Genomic DNA, 21345 nt, shown 5'->3' with positions numbered 1-21345 from the left:
TTTATACTATTTATTTTAAGCGGGGCGCTGGCATAATATTTAAGGAGAATAACTCTCTTAACACTAAAGAACTAGTTATCTACACTGGCATGCAACTGCATAGGGCCTTATAGTGACTTCCGCTTTTCCCAGCTTTACTTGCTCTCCCCATTCTACAGTAAATCGCTTAATCTGTTTATCATCGCACCATACACCAGCATACGTAATGCTATCGAACAGGGCTTTGAGATAGTTATCAAGATCACGCTGTCGCTTGTCTGGCGGGAACAGCAATACGGTTACCTGTACGTTCACTGTAATCGGCTGTGGTCGGCGCTTTAGCTGTTCAAGAACTGCAGCAAATGCGTTGGAGCGGAAACAGCGCCCGGAGGCGCTGATCAATACTCCCTTTCTTGTGTTACGCCAGTACGTGTTAACACTTGGCGGAAACGGGAGCGTTAACTTCATGCATCCTCCCCAATACCGGGAATTGTCATCTGCCCGGCCACTTCCCGAACGGCCTGACGCAGCATGCGGTAATTAGACCAGCAATCCCGGTTTACCTGCTCCACCAGCTTTATGAAATCCTGAACAGTACACGGATGATCCTGTCGCAAGTCAGTGAGCGTCCCTGTGAAGCGGTTCAGCTGCTCTGTCACCAGTTCCGGGTCATCATGCTGCTCTGATAGCCACTTTTTGATCGCCTGTTCGTCTTGGTGTTGTCTGATGAGGCGCACTGCACTGGCAATTGTCTCTGCCGGAACTGTCACACAGGCAGGATTCTCAACTGAGTCTGCCGCCCATGTATGCGCCCACTTAGATTCGCTGTAGGTGTACTCAGCCTTCATTTTGAAAGCGGCCTGAACGCAGGCCCACACTTCAACACCGCTCTTCTCAAGGATTTCGTGCTTCAGCAGCGGCAGGTCATCACCAGCTTCGTTCGCTGGTTCAGCCGGTGCCGGTTTTTCACTGACTGATTGCATGATGCCGTAGTGTTCTTTGGCCATCAGGATAATATCCATCAGCTCAGCCGCCTGCAGGTCCGTAGCAAAATCCAGGCTTACCTGTGCGTCCTCATGCAACTCTGCCTCACAGTGTCGGGCAATCAGTTCTGCCAGCTTGCGTGCCTGGGCTGCGCTGAACTGCGGCATAGCATCGGTCTTGGTCAGCTTCTTCTTCCCTGCCGCTTTAGCCTTCTGCATCTGCTCCTGAGCTACTGATGATGCTTTCACGCCATGCTCACGCTGCAGGGCTACTGCTGTGGTCGCGGCCACTTCGCCAGACTTAACCATCTCAATCAGCGGTTCGCCAACAGTCAGAAGCTGCAGGTGCTGTTCAACATCGGTGATCGAACGCTTCACCTTGGCGGCAATCTCCGCTGGCTCTAAGCCCTGATTAATCAGGCGCTGATAGGCTGCTGCACGTTCCAGCGGTAACAGAGCGCGGCCCTGACTGCTGGTGACCATGAATGCCACGCTGTCAGCTTCACTACCCACGAAGTCTTTGCACTCAAGGCGCAGCGTATAGCCTGCTTCCTGTGCCAGCTTCGCACCATAGTAGCGATGATGGCCGTCGATGATCTTAATGCCCTTCTCAGTGACCTTAACAGCCAGCGGAGGCACGTGCTCACCAGCGATAAAGGCGTCGCGGAACTCCTCGACATGGGTCTGATCGATATCACGGATGTTGTAATTGGTTTCAACATAGAGCTCATCAACGCCCAGCAGGTAGGTTTTGCGGGTGGTGATATCGGTGTCGCTGTTTTTCTTATCGTCGTAAATGCGCGCTAAAGTACTCATGCTGTGGTCAGCTCCCATGTCAGGACAAAAATCAGGGCGGCAATCATCACTACTGCTGTGGGGATGGCCCGGTAAAAAATCTCATTGCGTTGGTAATGGCTCTTGAGGTGCTCTTTCATAACAAATCCCTGTTCACACTGGCTGAAATGATGCGACCTGTGTCGAGTCCGCCGTAGCTGCCACAGTTGAGTGAGCCCTTCACGGCGCAGCGGTCGCAGTTCTCTTTGGCTTCGTTGCGTGAAGCATCGAACTTCGCCACCATCATCGCTTCACGCCATACTTGTGCAGCACGCAGCCAGAAGCCTTTTGCCTCCAGTTCGCTGGCCTGCTTCGCCAGGCGGGCGAATTTCTCGCTTTCAACCGGCAAGGGGTCGGTGTTGATCGAGTAGCTCCAGTCGCTGGCCCGCTTCAGCAGGCCCTTAGTGAACAGCGGTTTGATAAAGCGCTTCACTGAGGTCTCATGCAGGCCTGTTAGCTTGCAGAGTTCGCGGACCTTCAGCGGACCATTACGGGTTATCAGTTCAAGAATTTTTGATTCGTGGTTGATCATGGTTATTTCCCCTTATGCCCCACGAAAGCCTTCAGGCGTTGATGAGTCCACCTGAGAAACAGCCATCACATCACGCTGCCACTTGCCGTTAACGCACCGCGGTCGGCCTGCGTTATCCCATTTCTGAGCTGAGCTCAGATAGCCAGGGAACTTGCCTGGACGGAAGATGGTTTCAGGTCGGAGGTACTCACGCATTTTCGGGTCTTCACCCCATTTTGCGATTGAGTAATCCACAGTGAGGATCAGCTCATCAGCAGAAAAATCCTCAGCCAGGCGACCGCGAATTGGTGCCAGTGAGGATTTTGATTTCTGAAAGCGCATGCCTGCTGCGCGATTCAGATGCTCCAGCACGCTAAAAGCAGCCTGATTTGCATCAGAGGAATGGTCGGGTTGCCCCGCAACCTGACAAGAAGGGGTTGTTGTAATCTCTGTAGTATTCTCTGTTGTAATCTCTGTAAGAGTGGGACAAGTTGACCCGATGGATTGGGACAACTTGACCTTATCCATAGGGACAGATTGACCTTTTCGATTAGGACAATTTGTCTCTTTCGATAGGGACAAATTGTCCCTATCGGCCAGCAAAGGGCTCGCATAGTTAATTGCGTAATAATTAGTCTGGTCGTGCTGCCTTTTTTTAAGCTGCTCAACATAAATCAGACCCATCTTTTTCAATGAAGAAACCGTTCTTTGTATCGTCTTCGCGGTCCACCATGGGAACTGCTCATTCCAGGCATTAATGCTGTTATAAACCCAGCGTTTACCGTCATATTCGACGCCAGCAGTAGTGTCCTCCAGCCAATAACAAATCTGCTGCAGCACAATCGCCTCGTTAATACCAATGCGCAGAGCGAGCATTGGACTAATGACCAACGGCTTAACTTTTAGAAGTAGGCTCATAAGTTACACTGACCTCTCTGAAGTACTGCTTAAACCTTTCGAGAGAACTGAAGCACTCGCCATGTTCATAGTTGTCACGCAGGTAGATAACCCGGTCGTTCTCTGGCTCCCAGCGAATGACCCGCACAGGGATGCCGCGCTTATCTCGGAAGATGCGGTCAAGTTCTCGCATTTGGTCGCCTTCATTCGCTGGTTAGCATCGCCCACAGCCCAGTCAACAAAGCTGTGGTTAACTTCCTCTGCGCCGCCTGGTACATTAAGTACATACCGCAGCGGCTCACTGCTGAAGCGGCCACCAGCTGAAGGGAGGCAACGGAATTGCGGTAACCCTGGTAATCTGGTTAAATTGATCACGCGATTAGTTCTCCACACACGTTGATTTAGTCGCATCGAACGCCGCGGGCTGCAATCCTGCGGCGTTCACCTTTTCTGGGGGGCAAAACACGCGGTACAGCAGCGTCAGATGCTCCTGCCACTTAGCCATAACCTGATAGCTGTTCTCTTCAATCTGCTCACGCTCCGCCGCATCAATTAGGCCGTCAGCTGTTGCTTTGCGAATATAGGCAGAGTGCTTGCCAATCCACTCAACTGACTCCATCAGTCGCTGATTGATATCTGCGTTATCAACATCCTCAATATCCACCAGCGGAACGTTGACGCTGTTTGACTGACGGGAAACCGCATTAGCGATGTGCTTGGTGCCGCTTGCCTGTTGCAAGACCATCGCCCAACCCATTGGGAAAATCTGATCGCCATTAGTGCGCAGGCGGTTAAATAGAGCATCCTCTGTAACGCCCAGCCATTCGGCAGCTTCTGCATACCCACCCGGAAGACTTGAAATCGTCTTCTTGATCGCTACCACCAGCCAGGCTGGTTGCTTTTCTACTTGCCAGTGCTTTTGATCCACGGCTAAACCCTCTCTACTGTGGTTTCGCTACTGCTGGAGTAGCTGATAAAGTTTTGGAATCGGTCTGGAAGCGCTGGGGATAAAGAATCTCCAGTTCAGTGATTTCGCCGTGAAAAAACACGGCTAATCGCTCAGCAACATCCAGTGATGCAACCTGAAGACCGCGCTCAATGCGGCTTAGGTTTCCGACATCCAAGTGAATAGCTACAGCAACTTCACTTAGGGTTTTCCCTTGCGACTTGCGCAATATTCTTAATGGTGAATGCATTTTTGCCCCCTTAATTGCGTAACATGCATATTATTTCACGCAATCAGATTGCGCAAGTTAATTTGCGTTTCATGCAAACCAGCCATTAAATAGGCACATGAACATAGGAAATCGAATCAGAGAACTTCGCCTTGCGCGAGGAATGAGAATCAATGATCTGGCTGATGCCGTTGGCGTCGATCAGGCAAATATTTCACGCCTTGAGACAGGAAAACAAAAATCCTTTACTGAGCAATCGCTTAATAAAATCGCAAATGCTTTAAATGTGAGTCTCGGCGAACTATTTATTCCCTCCGGCCCAGAAAATACTGTATATAATGACAGTAAGGATATCGTTAAAGGCATACAAGGGGGGGATGTGTATCGTGTGGAATTGCTTGATGTAAATGTGAGTGCTGGCCCAGGGGCGTATGTAGGAAGTGACATTATTGATGTCATACGCTCTATTGAGTACAACACAGAGCATGCCAAGAACTTCTTCGGTGGTAAGCCTCAATCCACTGTTAAGATGGTCAACGTACGCGGCGACAGCATGTCAGGAACCATTGAGCCTGGAGATCTGATTTTTGTAGATGTTTCAGTGACTCAGTTCGATGGTGATGGGATTTATGTCTTTGGCTTTGATGGTAAGATACACATCAAGCGCCTGCAGATAGTTCCTGACAAAATCGTCGTCATTTCTGATAATACTCGTTATCGGGACTGGTTCATTGATGAAACTAATGAGCACCGCTTTTACATCTTTGGCAAAGTCATGATCAGTCAGTCGCAATCGTTTAAGCGACACGGCTAGCCCTCAACTGAATCCAATAAAACCCGGCCTGACCGGGTTTTTTTGCGCCTGCAGCATTCAAATTTTGCAATTAACGCATTTTAATACTTGCGTTATATGCATATCGGTTTTATTGTTTATCTCAACAGCGGTAACTTAGTGGGATAGCAGATGAGTTTTTCCAAACAAATGGCTAACAGTAAATTTTGGGAGCTAATTACTTTCCTATACCTATTCCCAGACGCAGACCTTATCTGTGATGGAGATACTGAGGTGGTAACTATGCATTGTGGCAATGAAAGCCTGGCTTACGGTTTAGCGTTTTAAGAGTGCGGTATTGCTGTGTTGGCGGTTACTCATAAAGTTTTGTTTAACCGCCCTTTTTAGATTGCTTGAGCAAGCCTCGCTGAAAGAATTTTTGAAAGTTCTTTGACCGAGACTGGATGGCTTACTACTTCAAGACGGTCTCAATAAATGTCCACCAAGTAGCGGTCCTGCTACCGATATTAGCGGCGACAAGATTATGCAAACGGTAAAGGTCGTTAAAACTCGTTAGGGCTGGCGTGGCACACGCGACAACCGTGAGAGAACGGTGACTCCAGACGATATCTGAGTGAGTTTATAAAAACAGATGGGAGCCGGTGGAAGCCCGGCACTTATTCGACTTAGCTGCCCGGCTGGCATCCTACTGCCATTAACGCAGCTTTCCATGCATGGGGGGCTAACTGCATGGCGCGGACTCGGCGCGTAGTACAGGTGTAACCCGCAACACGAAGTTCGAGTGACGTCCGTCTGGTAAGTGGCTCAGGCCTGCAACTGGATGAAGCGTTAAGGGTGACAGCCGGAGAGACGGCTCACAACAGCAATATCACTGGGCGGTAACGGGACTCATAACCCAATCTGCCGCCTTCCTAGCAGTGATATTTCTGTTGTGGTGAATGCGGCCAGCGCACGCGGAAGACTGGCAAAACTGCATACAGTCTAAGAGTCTCCGCTCTGGTGTCTGTCAGTCTGACCAGAGCACCGGGAGGCACCCGGCACCGCAGCAACCTTTCAAGTGTGTGGAGTAATCGGGCTGTGGGTTATTGCAGTAACCCACCAGCCGACTTAAACGAATCCCAAAAGTTTTTTATTGCCGTCACTGGCAAGGGATTCATGCAACCAAAAATCGTGTGTGGAGAATTTCATGGAAAAGCCGAACGACCATATTACCGTAGGCATTATCACCCTGCCCTATAGCCATATCCTGAACGGCTGGATTTTGCCTGACGGCTCAGTAGTCACCAATCCAATTAAGGCGCAGAACGAAGCTGAGCGCCTTAACAGCACCATCACCATTCACTGAGGGCGATGACATGCATCATTTCAAATCGAATAAAGAAGTCGTCGCTGCTGGCCACCAGTTCGCTAAGAACATCGGGATGGATACTCCTCTGATCGAAATGGCAAAGATGGTGACTAAGCTGTCGTCGCGTCTCGACGTTGCCACCGTTCGCGCCAATCTGATGGCTTCAGAGGTTCTGCGCATCAACAGCGTGCTTCCTGACAACATTTCAGCCCTACAGGCTGCAGGCGCAGACCTGACGCTGATTGACGACCTGAATGCAGCACTTGCTACGCCAGCCTGCGACCAGTGGATTCTAACACTGCGCGGTGAAGCACTCAGTGAGGCGCGCCGGGCTGTAGCAACTATGGGTAATCAACAGATGCCCGGAACTTTACAAGCGATCAACATCATTTCCCAAATGGAAATGGATTTGCTGCGCTCACGTACGGTAACGCTAAAGGTGGTGTCATGAAAAAGGTCGCCCAATTTCGCCGCAGTAATGGCCCAAATGCTGGTTTCAGTGAAAAGCTCGCCTGGCAGTTATCCAAAGGCCCGGCAACGGGTCGGGAGCTGGCGCAGCAACTCGGTATGACCCTCAGTGAGTTCAACCGTTTGGTTCTTCACATCATGCGCCGCGGTGGTGAAACACTTAAGGTTGAGGCATCCAATCAGGTCTGTCTCGGTGGCGGATCAATTGACCGCACTTACACCCTGGTCAGAAATCCGCGCCGAGTTGCTCCCCCGCCATGTAAGCCAATGGTTATCAACTATAGCAACGACCGTTCTAAAGAGGCTATTGAGCGCCATCGTGAAACAGCTGCTCGCCGTGCTCGTCTGATTGCCAGCGGGCTGTATATGGAATGCATGGTTAAGGAGAAGATTCAATGAGCATTAAGCCCTTAGAAGTTAAACGCGACCCATATGGCTATTGGTCTCATCCAGATTATCTGGCGTTCTGTGATGGTCGTGAATTTATCCCTACCGCTGAGTTTAATCAGTGGATGTCCGAGCATGATTTGCAGTGGAAGGTTGAGTACCGTGATGAAGACATGATCGACCCTACTGTAGATGGTTGCGATATCTCTGCCTGGCAACCTGAAAGCCCTGAAGGTGAAGGCTGGTTTGTTGGCTCCATCCATGACACTGAAGATGGTGCTGTTTGCATCTGGCTTCGTGCTAAGGCAGGAGCATGAATGAGCTGGCTCTTTTCGCAGGCGCTGGCGGAGGGATACTCGGAGGGTACCTCCTTGGCTGGCATACAGTTTGCGGCGTTGAGCGTGATGCCTACGCCGCACAGGTTCTGGCGCAACGACAAAACGATAGAGCACTCCGACCTTTCCCGATTTGGTCTGACGTGTGCAGTTTTGACGGAACAGCATGGCAAGGAATTGTTGATGTCGTTTCTGGCGGGTTTCCATGTCAGGACATTTCAGGAGCCGGCAAAGGAGCAGGAATTGAAGGTGAGCGCTCAGGGCTCTGGCGAGAGATGGCAAGAATCATCCGTGAGGTTCGACCTAAATTCGTGTTCCTGGAAAACTCACCTCTGCTTGTGGGAAGAGGACTTGCAGTGGTACTCGGTGACCTTGCCAAAATGGGGTTTGATGCAGAATGGTGTTGTTTATCAGCATCAGACCTCGGAGCGTCCCATCAGCGTGACCGTATCTGGCTTGTCGCCTACCCCTCGGGCCAGCATGGGGTCTCACGGGGTGGCATGGTGCAGGGCAAGAACTGGCGATCACAGGCACAACCTGGAGGACTGGTTAGCCCACCAGCACATTCAAAATGGCGGGAAGGAAACGCCTGGTCTGAATGTGAACCCAAATTATGCAGAGTGGCTGATGAAGTGGCCTGCGGGGTGGACAGACTTAAAGCCCTTGGAAATGGACAGGTTCCGCGAGTGGCAGCAGGAGCATTCAGCATTCTCAGTGACAAAGGTGATAGCTGATGCCTAAGTCCCCCGCCGAACGCAAAGCCGCGCAGCGTGCCAGACAGGCCGCTGCCGGTGGTAAAAAGCTGGAGCTGGCGCTGGATAGTCAGGAACTGGAGATGCTGGCGCAGAACTGCGCCGCACGCCGCCCCGGTCGTGAACCGTATGAGATGAACGAGTACATAGCGCTGTTAATCCGGAAGGATGCCGCTGAGTTGGCACAGCAGATTGAAGCGCTAGCACAGCAGCAATGCGGTAAGTGTGGTGACAATCTGCCGGTGCAGGATTGCCCGCTAAAAGAAGAATCAGCCTGCTGGGTTAGGCTAGGCTGGCACGAACTGAAATTGAATATCAATACGCCGTGACCTGTCACGGCTAACAAACCTGATGCAGCAGGAATGTGTGGAGAAAATAAAATGGCTAATATTGAGATGATCTTCGAAAGCGAAGCGATGCAAAAAATTGGGGTTACCTCGCGTACAACAATGAGGACCTATGTCCTGCATCATTCGTTCCCCAAGCCAGTAAGAAATCGACCTAAAAAATACTTACTGGCTGAGGTGGAGCAGTGGATTTTAAACGGCGGCGTTAATCAGAGATCAGCTTGATTTGCTCGAAAATCTTGTCAGCGTAGAGTTCGTAAGCAACCTTCTGCTCCGCTAGCCAATCGTGCTTGTTATAGACTGCAAGCACGCCTCCAAGATCATGCCCCAGCATTTTCTCAATGACATGTGGCGCAATCCCTTCCTCTGCCAAGCGAGTTGCCATCGTTCTGCGAAAGTCATGGGCTGTAAAGTCACCAAAGTTAAGCTGATCACGAAGCAATCGGACATACCTGGTTGAAGAACCGATGCTCAGCGGAATGTTGCTTTCGAATGCACCGTGAAACAGAAGGCCATTCCCATTATCGATGGACTGTTTGAGGAGTGGCTCGATTTGTTTGAAGATCGGCCTCCTGATGATTTTATTTGTTTTGCTCCGGTCTGAAGGTAATGTCCATATGCCCTCTTCAAAATCGAACTCCTCCTTTCGAGACTCTCTCAGCTCGCTATTCCGAGAGCCATACAAAATGAGGGACTTGATGAGCATTTTGCTCGAAAACGTAGCGGTTGATTTCTCGTTCTCAAGCCATATCTTTGCTAACTGCCGATAGGTCAGAACTGTGTCGCCGGTTTTAGGGTTCCTGCCAAACTCTTTGGGGTTCAATCTCAGGAGCGATGAGTCCTCAATAAACTGTCTTCTTGAGCACCAGGCTATTGCCCCGCGCAAATGCACCAATAGTTTACGGGCTTTTAATGGGTTCGCCTGTTCTTGCTCCGTGAAAAAGTCTACCCAGGCACTGACCGGGATGTGCTCAATTGGTATATCCGCAAAATACTTTTCCATCTCGTTTAGCACTATGCGCTCATACACTTCAGCGGTGCTTTTTCTCAGTGACTGCAATACGTAATTGTCATACCAATACTTGATACACTCATGTACGGTTGGCTTATTCTTTTTAACAGTAAGTTGATGCTTAGGATCGATCCCTTCAGCAATGAGAGATTTATACTCACCGACTTTTATACGAGCATCACGTAGAGATACTGCGGGGTAACGGCCTATCCCAAGTCTGTGTTGGCTGCCATTTATTCTGTACCGGTATTGAAAGCTGACTATCCCTTTAGGGGTTATCCTTATCCCTAACCCGTCAGCATCGGTTATTTCCGCTGGACCGCTGTAAGGTTTGCCATGTAACCCGCGCAGTTTCGTATCGCTAATAGCCATTATGTACTCACCATCAAATATCATGACTCAATTTGTACTTAAAGGGCATTGTACACAGATGTTTATAGGTGTACAGAAGTGATGGCAAGTGCAATTAAATGGTAAAATATTATATTTATAATCAGTCACATATGAACATAATTGGTGATTAATGATCGCTACTGTTTTCAGATGAACATTAGATTCGAGACCGCCAGAACTACGCACAGGACCTGCAGCTGTCGATGCGAGGTTTCGGCTCACGCTCCACCTATGGCGTGCGCGGTCTGCGCATCTATGTGGACGGGATTCCGGCCACCATGCCGGACGGTCAGGCGCAGACCTCCAACATTGATATCGGCTCGATTGATCATGTCGAGGTGCTGCGCGGCCCCTTTTCTGCCCTCTACGGCAACGCTTCAGGCGGCGTCATCAATGTGACCACTCAGCAGGGTCAGCAGCCGACCACGCTGGAAGCAGGAAGCTGGTACGGCAGTTACGGCAGCTGGCGCAACAGCGTCAAAGCCAGTGGCGCGACCGGTGATGGCACGCACGCCGGGGATGTGAATTACACCGTCTCCGCCTCCCGCTTTACCACCCATGGCTATCGCGATCACAGTTCTGCGCAGAAGAACCTCGGCAACGCCCGGCTTGGCGTTCGCATCGATGATGTCAGCACGCTGACGCTGCTGTTTAACAGCGTGCACATCGACGCCGAGGATCCCGGCGGCTTAACCGAGGCGCAGTGGCGTGACAATCCGCGCCAGGTGGTCAGCAACGTTACGCTCTACAACACCCGTAAAACGGTGGATCAGACCCAGGGCGGCCTGCGTTATCAGCGCCAGATGAGTGAAAACGACGACCTCAGCGTGATGCTCTACGCGGGGATGCGCGAAACCACCCAATTTCAGTCGATTCCCGCCGCCGTTCAGCGTAATCCGTCCCATCCAGGAGGCGTGATCGACCTGACCCGCAACTATCAGGGCGTCGATACCCGCTGGACCCATCGCGACACGCTGCTGTCGATGCCGGTGGCGGTGACCGGTGGCCTCGACTACGAAACCATGACCGAGCGCCGCAAGGGCTATGAAAACTACACCGTCAGCAACGGCGTCACGCAGCTGGGCGAACAGGGTAATCTGCGCCGCAACGAGCGCAACCTGATGTGGACGCTCGATCCTTATGTGCAGACCAACTGGCAGCTCACCAATAAACTGTCGCTTGATGCAGGCGTGCGCTTCAGCACCGTCAACTTTGACTCTAATGACTTCTATATCCGGCCTGGTAACGGCGACGACAGCGGTGAGGCGCGCTATCACAAGTGGCTGCCCGCGGCGGCGCTGAAGTACGCCTTTGATCCCAGCTGGAACGCGTGGATCTCGGCCGGACGCGGCTTTGAAACTCCAACTATTAATGAGCTTTCATACCGTTCAGATGGCGCAACCGGCCTGAATCTGGGGCTGAAACCGGCCACCAGCGACACGCTGGAGATCGGCAGCAAAAAACGCATCGGCAACGGCCTGATCAGCGCGGCGCTGTTCCAGACCGATACCCGCGATGAGATTGTGGCGGATGCCAGCAGTGGCGGACGCACCACCTATAAAAATGCCGGTCAGACCCGTCGCCGCGGTCTGGAGTTAAGCCTGGACCAGCAGTTTGCCTGGGACTGGCGGCTGAAAATGGCCTATACGCTGCTGGATGCGCGCTATCGCAGCAACGCCTGTGGCAGCGACAGCTGCGACGGCAACCGCATTCCGGGCATCGCGCGGAACATGGTGTACGCCGGACTCGGCTATCTGCCGGAACAGGGCTTTTACGCAGGCAGTGAAGTGCGTTATCTGAGCCAGATCGCCGCTGAAGATCAGAACAACGTGAATACCCCGTCCTATACCGTGGCGGCGGTGAATAGTGGCTATAAGTGGCTGGTGGATAACTGGACGCTGGATCTGTTTGGCCGGGTCGATAACCTTTTTGACCGGCACTATGTGGGTTCAGTGATTGTGAATGAGAGTAATGGTCGCTACTTCGAATCTGCGCCAGGCCGCAACTACAGCGTCGGTGTGACGCTGGGTTACGCCTTCCGCTAAAACAATCCGGGCCACCCTTGCGGTGGCCCGGATATCTCATATCAGGCGCGGGATTTCAGCTGTGTCACAATATCCTCACAGCTGCCGGTTTCACCCAGGCGCGGGAAGATCAACTTCACACTATTGTTGTGCGTATCCATGTTGAGATCAGTCATCGCATCGGTCGCCAGCGTGACGTTGTAACCTAATTCATACGCCTGACGTGCCGTTGACTCCACGCCGATGCTGGTCGCGATACCGCAAATCACCACCTGAGTGATGCCGCGATTTTGCAGTTCCTCATGCAGTGACGTGTTATGAAACGCGCCCCAGGTTTTCTTGGTGACAGTGAGATCATTCTGCTGCGGCGTCATCGCCGGCACCAGCGTGGCCCAGTCGGCAGGCAGGTCGCCGCTGTGACGCGCCTGCTCGTTACGGCCAGGTGCCCCTCCGGCCACGTTAACCAGCACCACCGGCAGGTCGTGCGCGCGAAATGCCTCGGCCAGCCTGGCACAGCGTTCGATCACCGGCTGCGGTTCATGGACCAGCGGCAGCGCTACGATGCCGTGTTGCAGGTCGATAACAATCAGCGCAGTTTTTGCATCAAGTGTGGTTACAGCCATGTTGGATCCTCGGGTTTAATAATCAGTGAGTCGTTGCAGCAGAGGGAGAACGTCGGTCAGTTGCTGCTGCTCTGCCGGGCTGAGCCGCGCGTCGAGCGTCCGGACCAGCCAGTCATCGCGCATTGCGCGACTCGACGTAATCACCGCCAGACTCGACGCGGTGGGCAGATAGCGGGTTTTACGACCATCATGGGGATCGGGCTCGCCCGTTATCAATTCTGCCGCCACTAATCCGGCGACGGTTGTCCCCATCGACTGGGTGCGTACGCCCTCGGCGGCGGCCAGTTGCGTCACCGTCATCGCCCCGTCGCGCACCAGATGCCCCAGCACCGCCACCTGCGACCAGGTGAGTTCGCCAGGCGGTGCCGACTCGCGCAGCCGGCGGCCCAGCTTGCCCACCAGCATGCGCAGCGTGGCAGCAGATTCAGTCAGATCGCGCATTTCCCGTCTCCATCGATAAGCGAAAATATAAAGATACGAAGGTAAACTGTGTAGTTTGCTGCGGTATCAATTTGTAACCTCCGGGCGCTGCAGATAGTGAATCAGGCTGTGAAAGCGCAGCGGCGTGCTGAGCGGATTGCGGTAGCTGTGTGGCACGTCGGCACTGAACTGAAACGCCTCGCCTTTTAGCAGACGCCGCCAGCGATCGTTGACCCCCAGCAGCAGTTCACCCTCGATAACCACTACCTGCTCCACGCAGCCCGCTTCATGGGGCGAGGAATGGCTCTGCGCGCCCGCGGCCAGCTCCACCGCCAGCAGATCAAACCGCAGTTGCGGATCGTAAGGCAGCACGGAGCGCACCGACATGTCAGCGTTGGGCTGACTGAAACCGGGTAGGGTGCCGGAAGGTAACGCGCTCCCGTCGATAAAAAAGGAAAAGGGAACGTTGAACCCGGTAGCAATCTTCCACAGCGTCGCCACCGTGGGACTGGATTCACCCCGCTCAATCTGCCCCAGCATCGCTTTACTGACGCCGGTGCGCTCCGCCGTCAGCGTCAGGCTCCAGCCGTTGGCCTGGCGCAACTGTCTGAGCGCACCGCTCAGGTGTTGCTGAAAATCTGCCATTTTTTCTCCTGAGTTCTCGTCACCCTGGCAGGTGACGTTATGCCGACAGTGTAACACTTGTGCGTTATAGCGCACTATGCGAACATGTGCGCTATAACGCACAACCTCATTAAGAGTCTGACCATGACGAGAGCCGAACCGTCCCGTTTTACCCTGCCGATGCTGGTCTCCGGCTTTGTTGCTGTGCTGGTGGGCTACAGCAGCAGCGGCGCGATTATTTATCAGATGTTTCAGGCGGCAGGCGCCTCACAGGCGCAGATTGGCGGCTGGCTGTCAGTGCTGGGTCTGGCGCAGGGGATGGTCTCGCTGGGCCTTTCACTGCGCTACCGCATGCCAGTGCTGGCCGCCTGGTCCACGCCGGGTGCCGCGCTGCTGGCAACCAGCTTTCACGGCGTTTCGCTGAATGAAGCGGTGGGCGTGTTTGTTTTCGCCAACCTGCTGATTGTGGTGTGCGGCGTCACCGGCCTGTTTGCACGGCTGATGAACCACATTCCCGCCTCGCTGGCGGCGGCGATGCTGGCGGGAATTCTGCTGCGCTTCGGGCTACAGACCTTTGCCGATTTACAGAGCAACGTTGTGCTGTGTGGCAGCATGTGCCTCGCCTGGCTGCTGGCCCGTCGCTGGCTGGCACGCTATGCCATTCTGGTGACGCTAATGGTGGGGATTGCCGTGGCAATGGCCCAGCATGCCATCCACTTTCCGCCGCAGTCGATGATGCTGGCGCTGCCGGAGCCGGTAATGCCGCACTTTACCCTGACCACGCTGCTGGGAATCGGCGTGCCCTATTTCCTGGTGACCATGGCGTCGCAGAATGCCCCCGGCATCGCGACGTTACAGGCACACGGCTACCGTCCGCCGGTCTCTTCTCTGATGAGCTGGACCGGTGTTACGGCACTGCTGTTGTCGCCGTTTGGCGGCTTTTCGGTCTGCGTGGCGGCGATTACGGCGGCGATCTGCATGAGCGATGAGGTCGATGCAGATCCTCAGCAACGCTGGCGTGCCGCAGCGCTCGCCGGGGTCTTTTATCTGCTGGCGGGCGCGTCCGGTGCGCTGATCGCCGTGCTGTTCAGTGCCCTGCCCGCCGTGCTGATTGAGGCGCTGGCGGGTCTGGCTCTGCTGGCCACGCTGGGCGGCAGCCTGCATCGCGCACTCGATGTGCCTGCCGAACGCGACAGCGCACTGATCACGTTTCTGATCACCGCATCAGGCGTCTCTTTACTTGGCATTGGCCCTGCCTTCTGGGGACTGATAGGTGGCGTTATCGCTCACCTGTTGCTGGTGCGTAAAACCGCCTGATTGCGTGATAGCTGCTGAAATATCGGTTATTTTTCCGCCCGCCGGTGAAAAAAACACTGGATTTAGCTCCTTTTCTGCCGTTTGATTTGTCATTGCCCCGCGTAAAATCAACCTAATCGTCGATAACACGCGATTTTCTGCCTCAGACAACGACCGATAAGGGCCCAACAGGTGGCAAAAACTTTTCTGCGCAGCGGTAATTTAGATGCAGTTCTGGCGTTAGGTGAAAATGGCCAGCCGGTCTACGCCTCAGCACTGCAAATTCGTGAAACCCTGCGCCTGCGCCGTCAGGGCGCACTGGCAGATTGCCTGGCCATTCCTCAGGCCAATGAACGGGGCGATCGCCTCGACTGGTATGCCCCTTTCAGCGGCCGGGTAAAATCCTGGCTGGGCGCCAGCGATCATGAACGTCGGGCGGCGCTGCAGCAGCTCACCGCCTGCCAGCAGGATATGCAGGATCTCAGTACGCGCGCGCGCGCGGCAGAGAACCCGTCGATGCGGCTGTTTGGTGCGCTGCTGAGCAAAACCCTGCAATTTCCCGACCAGCAGTATGTTTATCTGGTTGATGGCAAACCGGTCATTACCTTCTGGGGTTTTGTCGATGCCCAGGCACGCAGCCGCGACGATGCGCTGGCCTGCCTGCGTGACACGCTGGAGGAGAATCTGCCGGTGGCGCTGGCTGAACCACTGCCAGAGCTGCCTGCCGCACCTGTTGCCGCCGAGCCGGTCATCGTCGCTGAGCCTGAACCTGCACCTGAACCTGAAAAGGAGCCGCTGCCGGTCGCGGCAGCCGCTGAACCTGAGCCGGTTGCACCCGTGGGGGCTCGCCGCCGTTTCCGCGTCTGGTATCTGTTACCGCCGGTGGCGATTGCTGCCGCCGTAACGGTAGCCGTGCTGCTGCATCGTCCTGAGCCTGTCGCCACGCCAGTGGCATCAACGAAGCCAGCAGCCGCCCCTGCGACTGTTTCCGCTCCCGCCGCGGTTTCCACCCCAACACCGGCGGCGAGTCAGGCCCCGGCGGCGGCCACACCTGTTGTTTCACCGTCAGCGACGACACCGGCGGAGACAGCCATAGCCGAGAAACAACCGGATTCGCAGCCGCAAAAACCAGCCAGCGCTGGCACGACCGAAGCCGCACCTGCCGCTTCATCTGCTACCCTTGCCAGTGTGGTGACCCCGCCGGTTCCGGCTAAACCTGATGATTTGATTGTCACGCCGGACGCCGTGCGCGAAGGTCAGGTGCAGGTGATTGATGGCCGCTGGCGTGTGACTATCGACCAGATGCCGACGCCAACCGGTAAGCCGCCGGTGATGCGCTTCCAGTTTAAAAATGGTAAAGGCAGCGTGCAGGTCGCGCAGGGTAATACCAGCTGTAAAGCGGATGTCAGCGCCGCTATGACCAGCGCCGGTAACCTGGTGATTGAGAGCCGCTACACGGCGAAGTGCCAGAACAATTCGCGCTACCGTATGCCACTGCTGGTCTGCCATGCGAGTATGGGCGCCGCCGTGTGTGAAGCACAGTATGCTGAAGACCGGGTCTTCCCGATGACGATTAAGCGTGAGAGTAAATAACGATGCTGGCTCCCCTGATCGATGACAAACAAAAAATTTCGCTGATCGAAAACAGCGGTGTGCAGTTTCTGGATTTTGGCCTGCAACTCTCAGCTACCCAGGCGCGCCGTCAGTTTGTGCGCCAGACCGCTAACGGCCCGCTGCTGCGCCTGAACGTCGATGGCAACAGCGGTAAATTCATGCTCTACCCGGAAGATGGGGGTGCAGCTGAAGTGGTGCGCCCGGAGTCCGATATCGCCCTGGCGGACTCGCTCACTCTGCTGGCTGCCTGCTGGCTGCCGCTGCCGATGCTGCGCTGCGCCAGCGGCCGTCGTTTTATCGGCGGGCCGGAAAACTGGGCGCGGATGCGTCTGGTTGCCCTGCCCGCGCCTGATGCGGCAGGCAATACCCATCGCGTCACCCTGGCCTTTGATACCCGCTGTGTCGCGGAACAGGATGGCGGCGAACAACTCGGCCTTAGCGCTGCCGATGCGCAGAACGGCGTGACCTTTGCGCTGGCCTGGCACAACTACGAGCTGGGTGATTTTCTTGACCTGACCTGGGTTGACGGCTGGCTGCGTGAATCCTTTACCGACCGCGTTTCCGATCGCCGCGAACAGGCGATTAATCAGGCTCTGCGCGAATTTGAATATCAGGCGCACTACCTCAATCTGCTTGAGCTGCTGGGCGAGCAGCTCGACCTCAGCGAGATCCACATCCAGGCCGCCACGCTGCAGACTCCGGCAGTCAACGTCGATATCATTCTGGATGTCGGCAACTCCCATACCTGCGGCATTCTGGTGGAAGATCATCCGGAAGAGAGCAACGGCCTGAAGCAGACCTATGAGCTGCAGTTGCGCGATCTCTCACAGCCGCATCAGGTTTACAACGAGCTGTTTGACAGCCGTCTGGAGTTTGCTGAGACGCGTTTCGGCAAAGCGAACTTCTCGCTGGAGAGCGGGCGTGAGCAGGCCTTTATGTGGCCTTCCCTGACGCGCGTCGGACGCGAAGCGAGCCGTCTGGCCCTGCAGCGTGTGGGTCTGGAAGGCAGCACCGGCCTCTCCAGCCCGCGCCGTTATCTGTGGGATGAAGCCCGTTATCAGCCAGGCTGGCGTTTTAACACGCCAGGCGATCAGGCTGAACCCCTGGCCTATGCCGCCCCCTTTACGACCCTGCTGAACGACGAAGGCCAGCCGCTCTCTTCGCTGGCACCCGACGATCGTCTGCCGGTCTTTTCACCGCATTACAGCCGCAGTTCGCTGATGACCTTTATGCTGTGTGAGCTGCTGGCGCAGGCGCTGATGCAGATGAACAGTGCAGCACAGCGTCAGCGTATGCCGCAGAGCCACGCGCCGCGTCAGCTGCGCCATGTGATCCTGACGCTACCGTCAGCGATGCCGAAGCCGGAGCGCGAAATTTTCCGCCGCCGGATGCAGGAAGCGCTGGCGCTGGTCTGGAAAGCCGAGGGCTGGCTGGCAGACGACGATGATCTGTCGCCTTCGCTGCCGCGTCAGAACCCGAAACCGCTGCCGGATGTGCAGATGGAGTGGGATGAAGCGACCTGTGGCCAGATGGTCTGGCTGTTCAATGAAACCCAGGTCAACTTTGCCGGTCGCGCCGAAGACTTTTTCAGCAGCATGGCCCGTCCCGATCGTCCGCGCGAGGCCGACGAACTGCCAGGCAAAAGCCTGCGGATCGCCTCGATTGATATCGGCGGCGGCACCACCGACCTCGCCATCACGCAGTATCGTCTGGATGATGGTCAGGGTAACAACGTCAAAATCACCCCGCGCCTGCTGTTCCGTGAAGGCTTTAAAGTGGCGGGCGACGACATTCTGCTGGATGTGATTCAGCTGTGGATCTTACCGGCGCTGCAGCAGCATCTGCAGAGAGCAGGCCTGACCCTGGCGGAACCGCTGATGAACAAGCTGTTCGGTCACGACAGTCGTATGGACGGTCAGGCGACGCTGCGTCAGCAGGTCACCTTACAGCTGTTTATTCCGCTGGCGCAGGCGGTGCTGGAGCGTTACGAAAACTGGGATCCGCTGGAGAGCCATGCGGAGATCAACGCGCTGTTTGGCGAGCTGGTCGATCAGCCACCGGGCGAGGCGGTGCTGGCGTTTGTTAACGGCGAAATTCAGCGCGAACTGGGCGGTAACAGCCGCTTTGACCTGCTGCAGGTGCCGCTGGTGGTGAGCCTGTCGCAGCTGCACGGCGAATTTATGCAGCATCGCATGGCGATTATTCCGGCGCTGCGCTCCATGTGTGAAGTGGTGTCGCTCTATCAGTGCGATGTGCTGTTGCTGACCGGTCGTCCGTCGCGCTTTCCGGGGATTCAGGCGCTGGTGCGCCATCTGCAGCCGCTGCCGGGCAGCCGTATTCTGTCGCTGGAGGGCTACCACACCAGCGACTGGTATCCGTTTAACAAACATGGCCGCATCGATAACCCGAAATCCACTGCAGCGGTCGGCGCGATGCTCTGCCTGCTGGCGCTGGACCTGCGGCTCAGCAGCTTCTGGTTCCGTGCCGGGGATTTTGAACCCTATTCGACCATTCGCTACCTTGGCATGCTCGATGAAAACCAGGCGCTGACGGACGAGAACCTCTGCTACAGCGAAATTGACCTCGACGATCCCGGCTATGCGCTGGATAAAAAAAGCAGTTTCCGTATTCGCGGCAACGTCTGTCTCGGTTTCCGTCAGCTGGATAACGAACGCTGGCCCGCCTCGCCGCTCTACAGCCTGACGCTGAACGACGCCACGCTGGCGCGCAAAGTAGCCGGTGAAAGCGTGCTGCGCATCCGTCTGGCCGTCAAAGCCGGTCCCGACGCCGCCGGCCCGGAAAGTCTGGTGCTGAGCGATGCGCGCCTGGACGATGGCACTCGCGTGCCGCTGGAGCAGTTAAGTCTGAAGCTGAATACCCTGTCGGCGACCGGCAATGCCAATGCGCAATACTGGATTGATTCTGGATCGATAGTGGCTCAATCTGCAAGTTTTCGTTATTAAATCATATAGTTAGGTAAAATAGCAGCTTATAAAACGCACTACTTTTAACAACAAATCACGACAACTCGCTACATATAAATCAATGACTTACACCCCTATTTCGAACGATTTTTTTGGATAGGGGTGTGAGGATTGGTTGTTTTTCAATCATTTATTAAGAATGTTCTTAACATCAACTAATCCGCTTAGTTGGATAAGTTTTGGTCTCCCTTTCTTTTAGATTTCTACTCGGTCTTAGACTTCTGAGGCTGTTCGGATCAAAAGAAAAACTAGTTTGGAGGTCATATGTCAAACATTCTTAACCAGATCATCGCCAGTAAGATCTATGAGGTGACGAAAGCTAAACAGAATATCCCTCTTCGAGTTTTAGAGGAAATGAGCAAGCTCCATAATTTCCGCGATTTCGAAGGTGCTCTTCGCGCAAAAAATCAATTTGGCAAACCTGGTGTTATCGCAGAGATTAAAAGAGCCAGTCCATCAAAAGGAATCATTCGTTCAGACTTCTCACCTCGCCTTATTGCTGAGTCCTATCAAAAAGGCGGAGCGACTTGCCTCTCCGTTTTAACCGACGAACAATATTTTCAAGGAAGTAATTTCCATATGACTGAGGCGCGAGATTGGTGTTCTATTCCAATCTTGCGCAAAGACTTTATGATCGATCCTTACCAGGTTTATGAAGCGCGTGCGATGGGCGCTGATTGCATTTTATTGATCGTTGCCGCCTTAACTGACTCTCATATGAAAGAAATGGAATCGGTGGCATTAAGTCTCAATATGTCTGTCTTGATTGAGACTCACAATCAGGAGGAAATTGAACGTGCGTTAAAATTAGAGTCTCGCTTAATTGGTATTAATAATCGCGACCTTACGACTTTCTATACCACAATTAACACGACTCTCAATCTCTGTAAGCTTATCCCTGAGGAATATGTGATAGTTACAGAGTCGGGGATTCATTCTCGCGATGATATTGCTACTTTGCGAGAGGCAAACATTCAGAATTTCTTAGTTGGTGAAGCGTTCATGCGAGCTGATGAACCTGGTGATAAGCTCAAGGAATTATTTTCACCGAACTAGCATGACAAAAAAGGCGCTCAATGAGCGCCTTTATCGTTCTCTGTCACTCTCTTAGAGGATGACTTTCAAAAGCTGGGCTGAATGTTCGAGAACCGCCCTTTTCTCTGGAGAATCGCTCTCAGCGCGTCTCAGATACTTAAACCCAATATCCACGGCAAGCGCTGCCAAATCGCGGCGAAGCTTAATCGTGCGGAACATCGAATAGACCTCTTCTGAGGCGCTTTCATAATCGGACTGAAACGCGCTCTCAAGATGATTTTTTGCCTGGAGCACAAAATCATAGTTCCTTATGAGATCTTCAGTTGAAAGAATCAGGCTGATTGCGATTCTCAGATCTTTTGTTGTTGGTGTCTTTCCGATAGCCGAGATTAAGGAAAGGAGAGCGATGGTGACATAAGCGAATTTCTGAGCGTCAGAACGAGTTTTCATGAGGATTTGGGTCAGATGAATGGTGTCTTTAAAGGGAGGAAGAAAAGCGCTCTGAGAGCGC

25 protein-coding genes and 1 pseudogene are annotated in these 21345 nt (G+C 54.1%); 13 read left to right on the top strand and 13 right to left on the bottom strand.

Annotated features, from left to right (window positions below):
• Positions 1-75: 75 nt before the first annotated feature.
• From BY447_RS00615 to BY447_RS00585, 8 genes are all read right to left on the bottom strand, one after another.
• Positions 76-447 carry a RusA family crossover junction endodeoxyribonuclease gene (locus BY447_RS00615; protein ID WP_110330209.1) on the bottom strand — a complete coding sequence of 124 codons (372 nt, stop codon included), beginning with the start codon at positions 445-447 and terminating at the stop codon, positions 76-78.
• Positions 444-1778 (bottom strand): ParB/RepB/Spo0J family partition protein, encoded by a 1335-nt coding sequence (locus tag BY447_RS00610; RefSeq protein WP_110330208.1) that lies wholly within the window; start codon positions 1776-1778, stop codon positions 444-446. Before BY447_RS00610 ends, BY447_RS00615 begins: the two co-directional genes overlap by 4 nt.
• Positions 1775-1897, bottom strand: coding sequence for a hypothetical protein (locus BY447_RS23440; RefSeq protein ID WP_323859471.1), 123 nt, complete (start codon positions 1895-1897; stop codon positions 1775-1777). The genes BY447_RS00610 and BY447_RS23440 overlap by 4 nt, the downstream gene beginning before the upstream one ends.
• Positions 1894-2328 (bottom strand): PerC family transcriptional regulator, encoded by a 435-nt coding sequence (locus tag BY447_RS00605; RefSeq protein ID WP_110330207.1) that lies wholly within the window; start codon positions 2326-2328, stop codon positions 1894-1896. The genes BY447_RS23440 and BY447_RS00605 overlap by 4 nt, the downstream gene beginning before the upstream one ends.
• Positions 2329-2340: 12 nt before the next feature.
• Complete coding sequence (locus BY447_RS00600) at positions 2341-3225, bottom strand: conserved phage C-terminal domain-containing protein (protein WP_110330206.1); 885 nt, start codon at positions 3223-3225, stop codon at positions 2341-2343.
• Positions 3203-3397 (bottom strand): DUF4222 domain-containing protein, encoded by a 195-nt coding sequence (locus BY447_RS00595; protein WP_110330205.1) that lies wholly within the window; start codon positions 3395-3397, stop codon positions 3203-3205. The genes BY447_RS00600 and BY447_RS00595 overlap by 23 nt, the downstream gene beginning before the upstream one ends.
• A 186-nt stretch (positions 3398-3583) precedes the next feature.
• Positions 3584-4132: a YmfL family putative regulatory protein gene (locus tag BY447_RS00590; protein ID WP_110330204.1), complete on the bottom strand. Its 549-nt coding sequence runs from the start codon at positions 4130-4132 to the stop codon at positions 3584-3586.
• A 13-nt stretch (positions 4133-4145) separates the two neighbouring features.
• On the bottom strand, positions 4146-4400 hold the full coding sequence (locus tag BY447_RS00585; RefSeq protein WP_110330203.1) for a helix-turn-helix domain-containing protein: 255 nt from the start codon (positions 4398-4400) through the stop codon (positions 4146-4148).
• 97 nt (positions 4401-4497) lie between these two features.
• Between BY447_RS00585 and BY447_RS00580 the strand changes: the two genes are divergently transcribed.
• The 8 genes from BY447_RS00580 (at position 4498) to BY447_RS00545 (ending at position 9034) form a co-directional block, all read left to right on the top strand.
• On the top strand, positions 4498-5193 hold the full coding sequence (locus BY447_RS00580) for an XRE family transcriptional regulator (RefSeq protein WP_110330202.1): 696 nt from the start codon (positions 4498-4500) through the stop codon (positions 5191-5193).
• A gap of 1165 nt (positions 5194-6358) precedes the next feature.
• Positions 6359-6517, top strand: coding sequence for a DUF1317 family protein (locus BY447_RS00575; RefSeq protein WP_110330201.1), 159 nt, complete (start codon positions 6359-6361; stop codon positions 6515-6517).
• 10 nt (positions 6518-6527) lie between these two features.
• Positions 6528-6971: a hypothetical protein gene (locus BY447_RS00570; protein WP_110330200.1), complete on the top strand. Its 444-nt coding sequence runs from the start codon at positions 6528-6530 to the stop codon at positions 6969-6971.
• Positions 6968-7387 carry a hypothetical protein gene (locus BY447_RS00565; protein ID WP_110330199.1) on the top strand — a complete coding sequence of 140 codons (420 nt, stop codon included), beginning with the start codon at positions 6968-6970 and terminating at the stop codon, positions 7385-7387. The genes BY447_RS00570 and BY447_RS00565 overlap by 4 nt, the downstream gene beginning before the upstream one ends.
• Complete coding sequence (locus BY447_RS00560) at positions 7384-7692, top strand: hypothetical protein (protein WP_110330198.1); 309 nt, start codon at positions 7384-7386, stop codon at positions 7690-7692. Before BY447_RS00565 ends, BY447_RS00560 begins: the two co-directional genes overlap by 4 nt.
• Complete coding sequence (locus BY447_RS00555) at positions 7689-8444, top strand: DNA cytosine methyltransferase (protein ID WP_110330197.1); 756 nt, start codon at positions 7689-7691, stop codon at positions 8442-8444. The genes BY447_RS00560 and BY447_RS00555 overlap by 4 nt, the downstream gene beginning before the upstream one ends.
• Entirely contained in the window at positions 8444-8791 is a 348-nt protein-coding gene (locus BY447_RS00550; protein ID WP_110330196.1) for a hypothetical protein, read from the top strand. Before BY447_RS00555 ends, BY447_RS00550 begins: the two co-directional genes overlap by 1 nt.
• A gap of 51 nt (positions 8792-8842) precedes the next feature.
• Complete coding sequence (locus BY447_RS00545) at positions 8843-9034, top strand: helix-turn-helix transcriptional regulator (RefSeq protein WP_071778598.1); 192 nt, start codon at positions 8843-8845, stop codon at positions 9032-9034.
• Here BY447_RS00545 and BY447_RS00540 read toward each other — a convergent pair.
• Positions 9015-10193 carry a tyrosine-type recombinase/integrase gene (locus tag BY447_RS00540; protein ID WP_110330195.1) on the bottom strand — a complete coding sequence of 393 codons (1179 nt, stop codon included), beginning with the start codon at positions 10191-10193 and terminating at the stop codon, positions 9015-9017. The two genes, BY447_RS00545 and BY447_RS00540, sit on opposite strands and share 20 nt — an antisense overlap.
• A gap of 182 nt (positions 10194-10375) precedes the next feature.
• Between BY447_RS00540 and BY447_RS00535 the strand changes: the two are divergent.
• Positions 10376-12259, top strand: a pseudogene (locus tag BY447_RS00535) (TonB-dependent receptor domain-containing protein); the annotation flags it as partial.
• 41 nt (positions 12260-12300) lie between these two features.
• On the opposite strand, the gene BY447_RS00530 reads toward BY447_RS00535, so the two are convergent.
• From BY447_RS00530 to BY447_RS00520, 3 genes are all read right to left on the bottom strand, one after another.
• Positions 12301-12861, bottom strand: a complete 561-nt coding sequence (locus BY447_RS00530; protein WP_110330193.1) for an isochorismatase family protein — start codon at positions 12859-12861, stop codon at positions 12301-12303.
• A gap of 15 nt (positions 12862-12876) precedes the next feature.
• Entirely contained in the window at positions 12877-13302 is a 426-nt protein-coding gene (locus BY447_RS00525) for a MarR family winged helix-turn-helix transcriptional regulator (protein ID WP_013357804.1), read from the bottom strand.
• 66 nt (positions 13303-13368) lie between these two features.
• A complete protein-coding gene (locus BY447_RS00520) occupies positions 13369-13926 on the bottom strand; it encodes a helix-turn-helix domain-containing protein (protein ID WP_110330192.1) in 558 nt (185 codons plus the stop codon).
• A 123-nt stretch (positions 13927-14049) separates the two neighbouring features.
• Here BY447_RS00520 and BY447_RS00515 point away from each other — a divergent pair, with 123 nt between their 5' ends.
• The 4 genes from BY447_RS00515 (at position 14050) to trpC (ending at position 20855) form a co-directional block, all read left to right on the top strand.
• Entirely contained in the window at positions 14050-15222 is a 1173-nt protein-coding gene (locus BY447_RS00515) for a benzoate/H(+) symporter BenE family transporter (RefSeq protein ID WP_110330191.1), read from the top strand.
• 171 nt (positions 15223-15393) lie between these two features.
• A complete protein-coding gene (locus BY447_RS00510) occupies positions 15394-16794 on the top strand; it encodes an SrfA family protein (protein ID WP_110330190.1) in 1401 nt (466 codons plus the stop codon).
• A gap of 2 nt (positions 16795-16796) precedes the next feature.
• Entirely contained in the window at positions 16797-19778 is a 2982-nt protein-coding gene (locus BY447_RS00505) for a virulence factor SrfB (RefSeq protein WP_110330189.1), read from the top strand.
• Between the two features lie 285 nt (positions 19779-20063).
• Positions 20064-20855 carry an indole-3-glycerol phosphate synthase TrpC gene (gene trpC / locus BY447_RS00500; RefSeq protein ID WP_097097447.1) on the top strand — a complete coding sequence of 264 codons (792 nt, stop codon included), beginning with the start codon at positions 20064-20066 and terminating at the stop codon, positions 20853-20855.
• Between the two features lie 51 nt (positions 20856-20906).
• On the opposite strand, the gene BY447_RS00495 is transcribed toward trpC, so the two are convergent.
• Positions 20907-21284, bottom strand: coding sequence for a hypothetical protein (locus tag BY447_RS00495; RefSeq protein ID WP_141400253.1), 378 nt, complete (start codon positions 21282-21284; stop codon positions 20907-20909).
• Positions 21285-21345 lie beyond the last annotated feature (61 nt).

It is taken from the genome of Pantoea sp. JKS000250 (assembly GCF_003201065.1).
GTDB classification, from domain to species: Bacteria; Pseudomonadota; Gammaproteobacteria; order Enterobacterales; family Enterobacteriaceae; genus Pantoea; species Pantoea vagans.
This window is presented reverse-complemented; position numbering and strand designations above follow the sequence as displayed.

Coding starts and splice junctions, on each gene's coding strand:
- BY447_RS00615 (WP_110330209.1), bottom strand. CDS start 447: ATGAAGTTAACGCTCCCGTTTCCGCCAAGTGTTAACACGTACTGGCGT.
- BY447_RS00610 (WP_110330208.1), bottom strand. CDS start 1,778: ATGAGTACTTTAGCGCGCATTTACGACGATAAGAAAAACAGCGACACC.
- BY447_RS23440 (WP_323859471.1), bottom strand. CDS start 1,897: ATGAAAGAGCACCTCAAGAGCCATTACCAACGCAATGAGATTTTTTAC.
- BY447_RS00605 (WP_110330207.1), bottom strand. CDS start 2,328: ATGATCAACCACGAATCAAAAATTCTTGAACTGATAACCCGTAATGGT.
- BY447_RS00600 (WP_110330206.1), bottom strand. CDS start 3,225: ATGAGCCTACTTCTAAAAGTTAAGCCGTTGGTCATTAGTCCAATGCTC.
- BY447_RS00595 (WP_110330205.1), bottom strand. CDS start 3,397: ATGCGAGAACTTGACCGCATCTTCCGAGATAAGCGCGGCATCCCTGTG.
- BY447_RS00585 (WP_110330203.1), bottom strand. CDS start 4,400: ATGCATTCACCATTAAGAATATTGCGCAAGTCGCAAGGGAAAACCCTA.
- BY447_RS00580 (WP_110330202.1), top strand. CDS start 4,498: ATGAACATAGGAAATCGAATCAGAGAACTTCGCCTTGCGCGAGGAATG.
- BY447_RS00575 (WP_110330201.1), top strand. CDS start 6,359: ATGGAAAAGCCGAACGACCATATTACCGTAGGCATTATCACCCTGCCC.
- BY447_RS00570 (WP_110330200.1), top strand. CDS start 6,528: ATGCATCATTTCAAATCGAATAAAGAAGTCGTCGCTGCTGGCCACCAG.
- BY447_RS00565 (WP_110330199.1), top strand. CDS start 6,968: ATGAAAAAGGTCGCCCAATTTCGCCGCAGTAATGGCCCAAATGCTGGT.
- BY447_RS00560 (WP_110330198.1), top strand. CDS start 7,384: ATGAGCATTAAGCCCTTAGAAGTTAAACGCGACCCATATGGCTATTGG.
- BY447_RS00555 (WP_110330197.1), top strand. CDS start 7,689: ATGAATGAGCTGGCTCTTTTCGCAGGCGCTGGCGGAGGGATACTCGGA.
- BY447_RS00550 (WP_110330196.1), top strand. CDS start 8,444: ATGCCTAAGTCCCCCGCCGAACGCAAAGCCGCGCAGCGTGCCAGACAG.
- BY447_RS00545 (WP_071778598.1), top strand. CDS start 8,843: ATGGCTAATATTGAGATGATCTTCGAAAGCGAAGCGATGCAAAAAATT.
- BY447_RS00540 (WP_110330195.1), bottom strand. CDS start 10,193: ATGGCTATTAGCGATACGAAACTGCGCGGGTTACATGGCAAACCTTAC.
- BY447_RS00530 (WP_110330193.1), bottom strand. CDS start 12,861: ATGGCTGTAACCACACTTGATGCAAAAACTGCGCTGATTGTTATCGAC.
- BY447_RS00525 (WP_013357804.1), bottom strand. CDS start 13,302: ATGCGCGATCTGACTGAATCTGCTGCCACGCTGCGCATGCTGGTGGGC.
- BY447_RS00520 (WP_110330192.1), bottom strand. CDS start 13,926: ATGGCAGATTTTCAGCAACACCTGAGCGGTGCGCTCAGACAGTTGCGC.
- BY447_RS00515 (WP_110330191.1), top strand. CDS start 14,050: ATGACGAGAGCCGAACCGTCCCGTTTTACCCTGCCGATGCTGGTCTCC.
- BY447_RS00505 (WP_110330189.1), top strand. CDS start 16,797: ATGCTGGCTCCCCTGATCGATGACAAACAAAAAATTTCGCTGATCGAA.
- trpC (WP_097097447.1), top strand. CDS start 20,064: ATGTCAAACATTCTTAACCAGATCATCGCCAGTAAGATCTATGAGGTG.
- BY447_RS00495 (WP_141400253.1), bottom strand. CDS start 21,284: ATGAAAACTCGTTCTGACGCTCAGAAATTCGCTTATGTCACCATCGCT.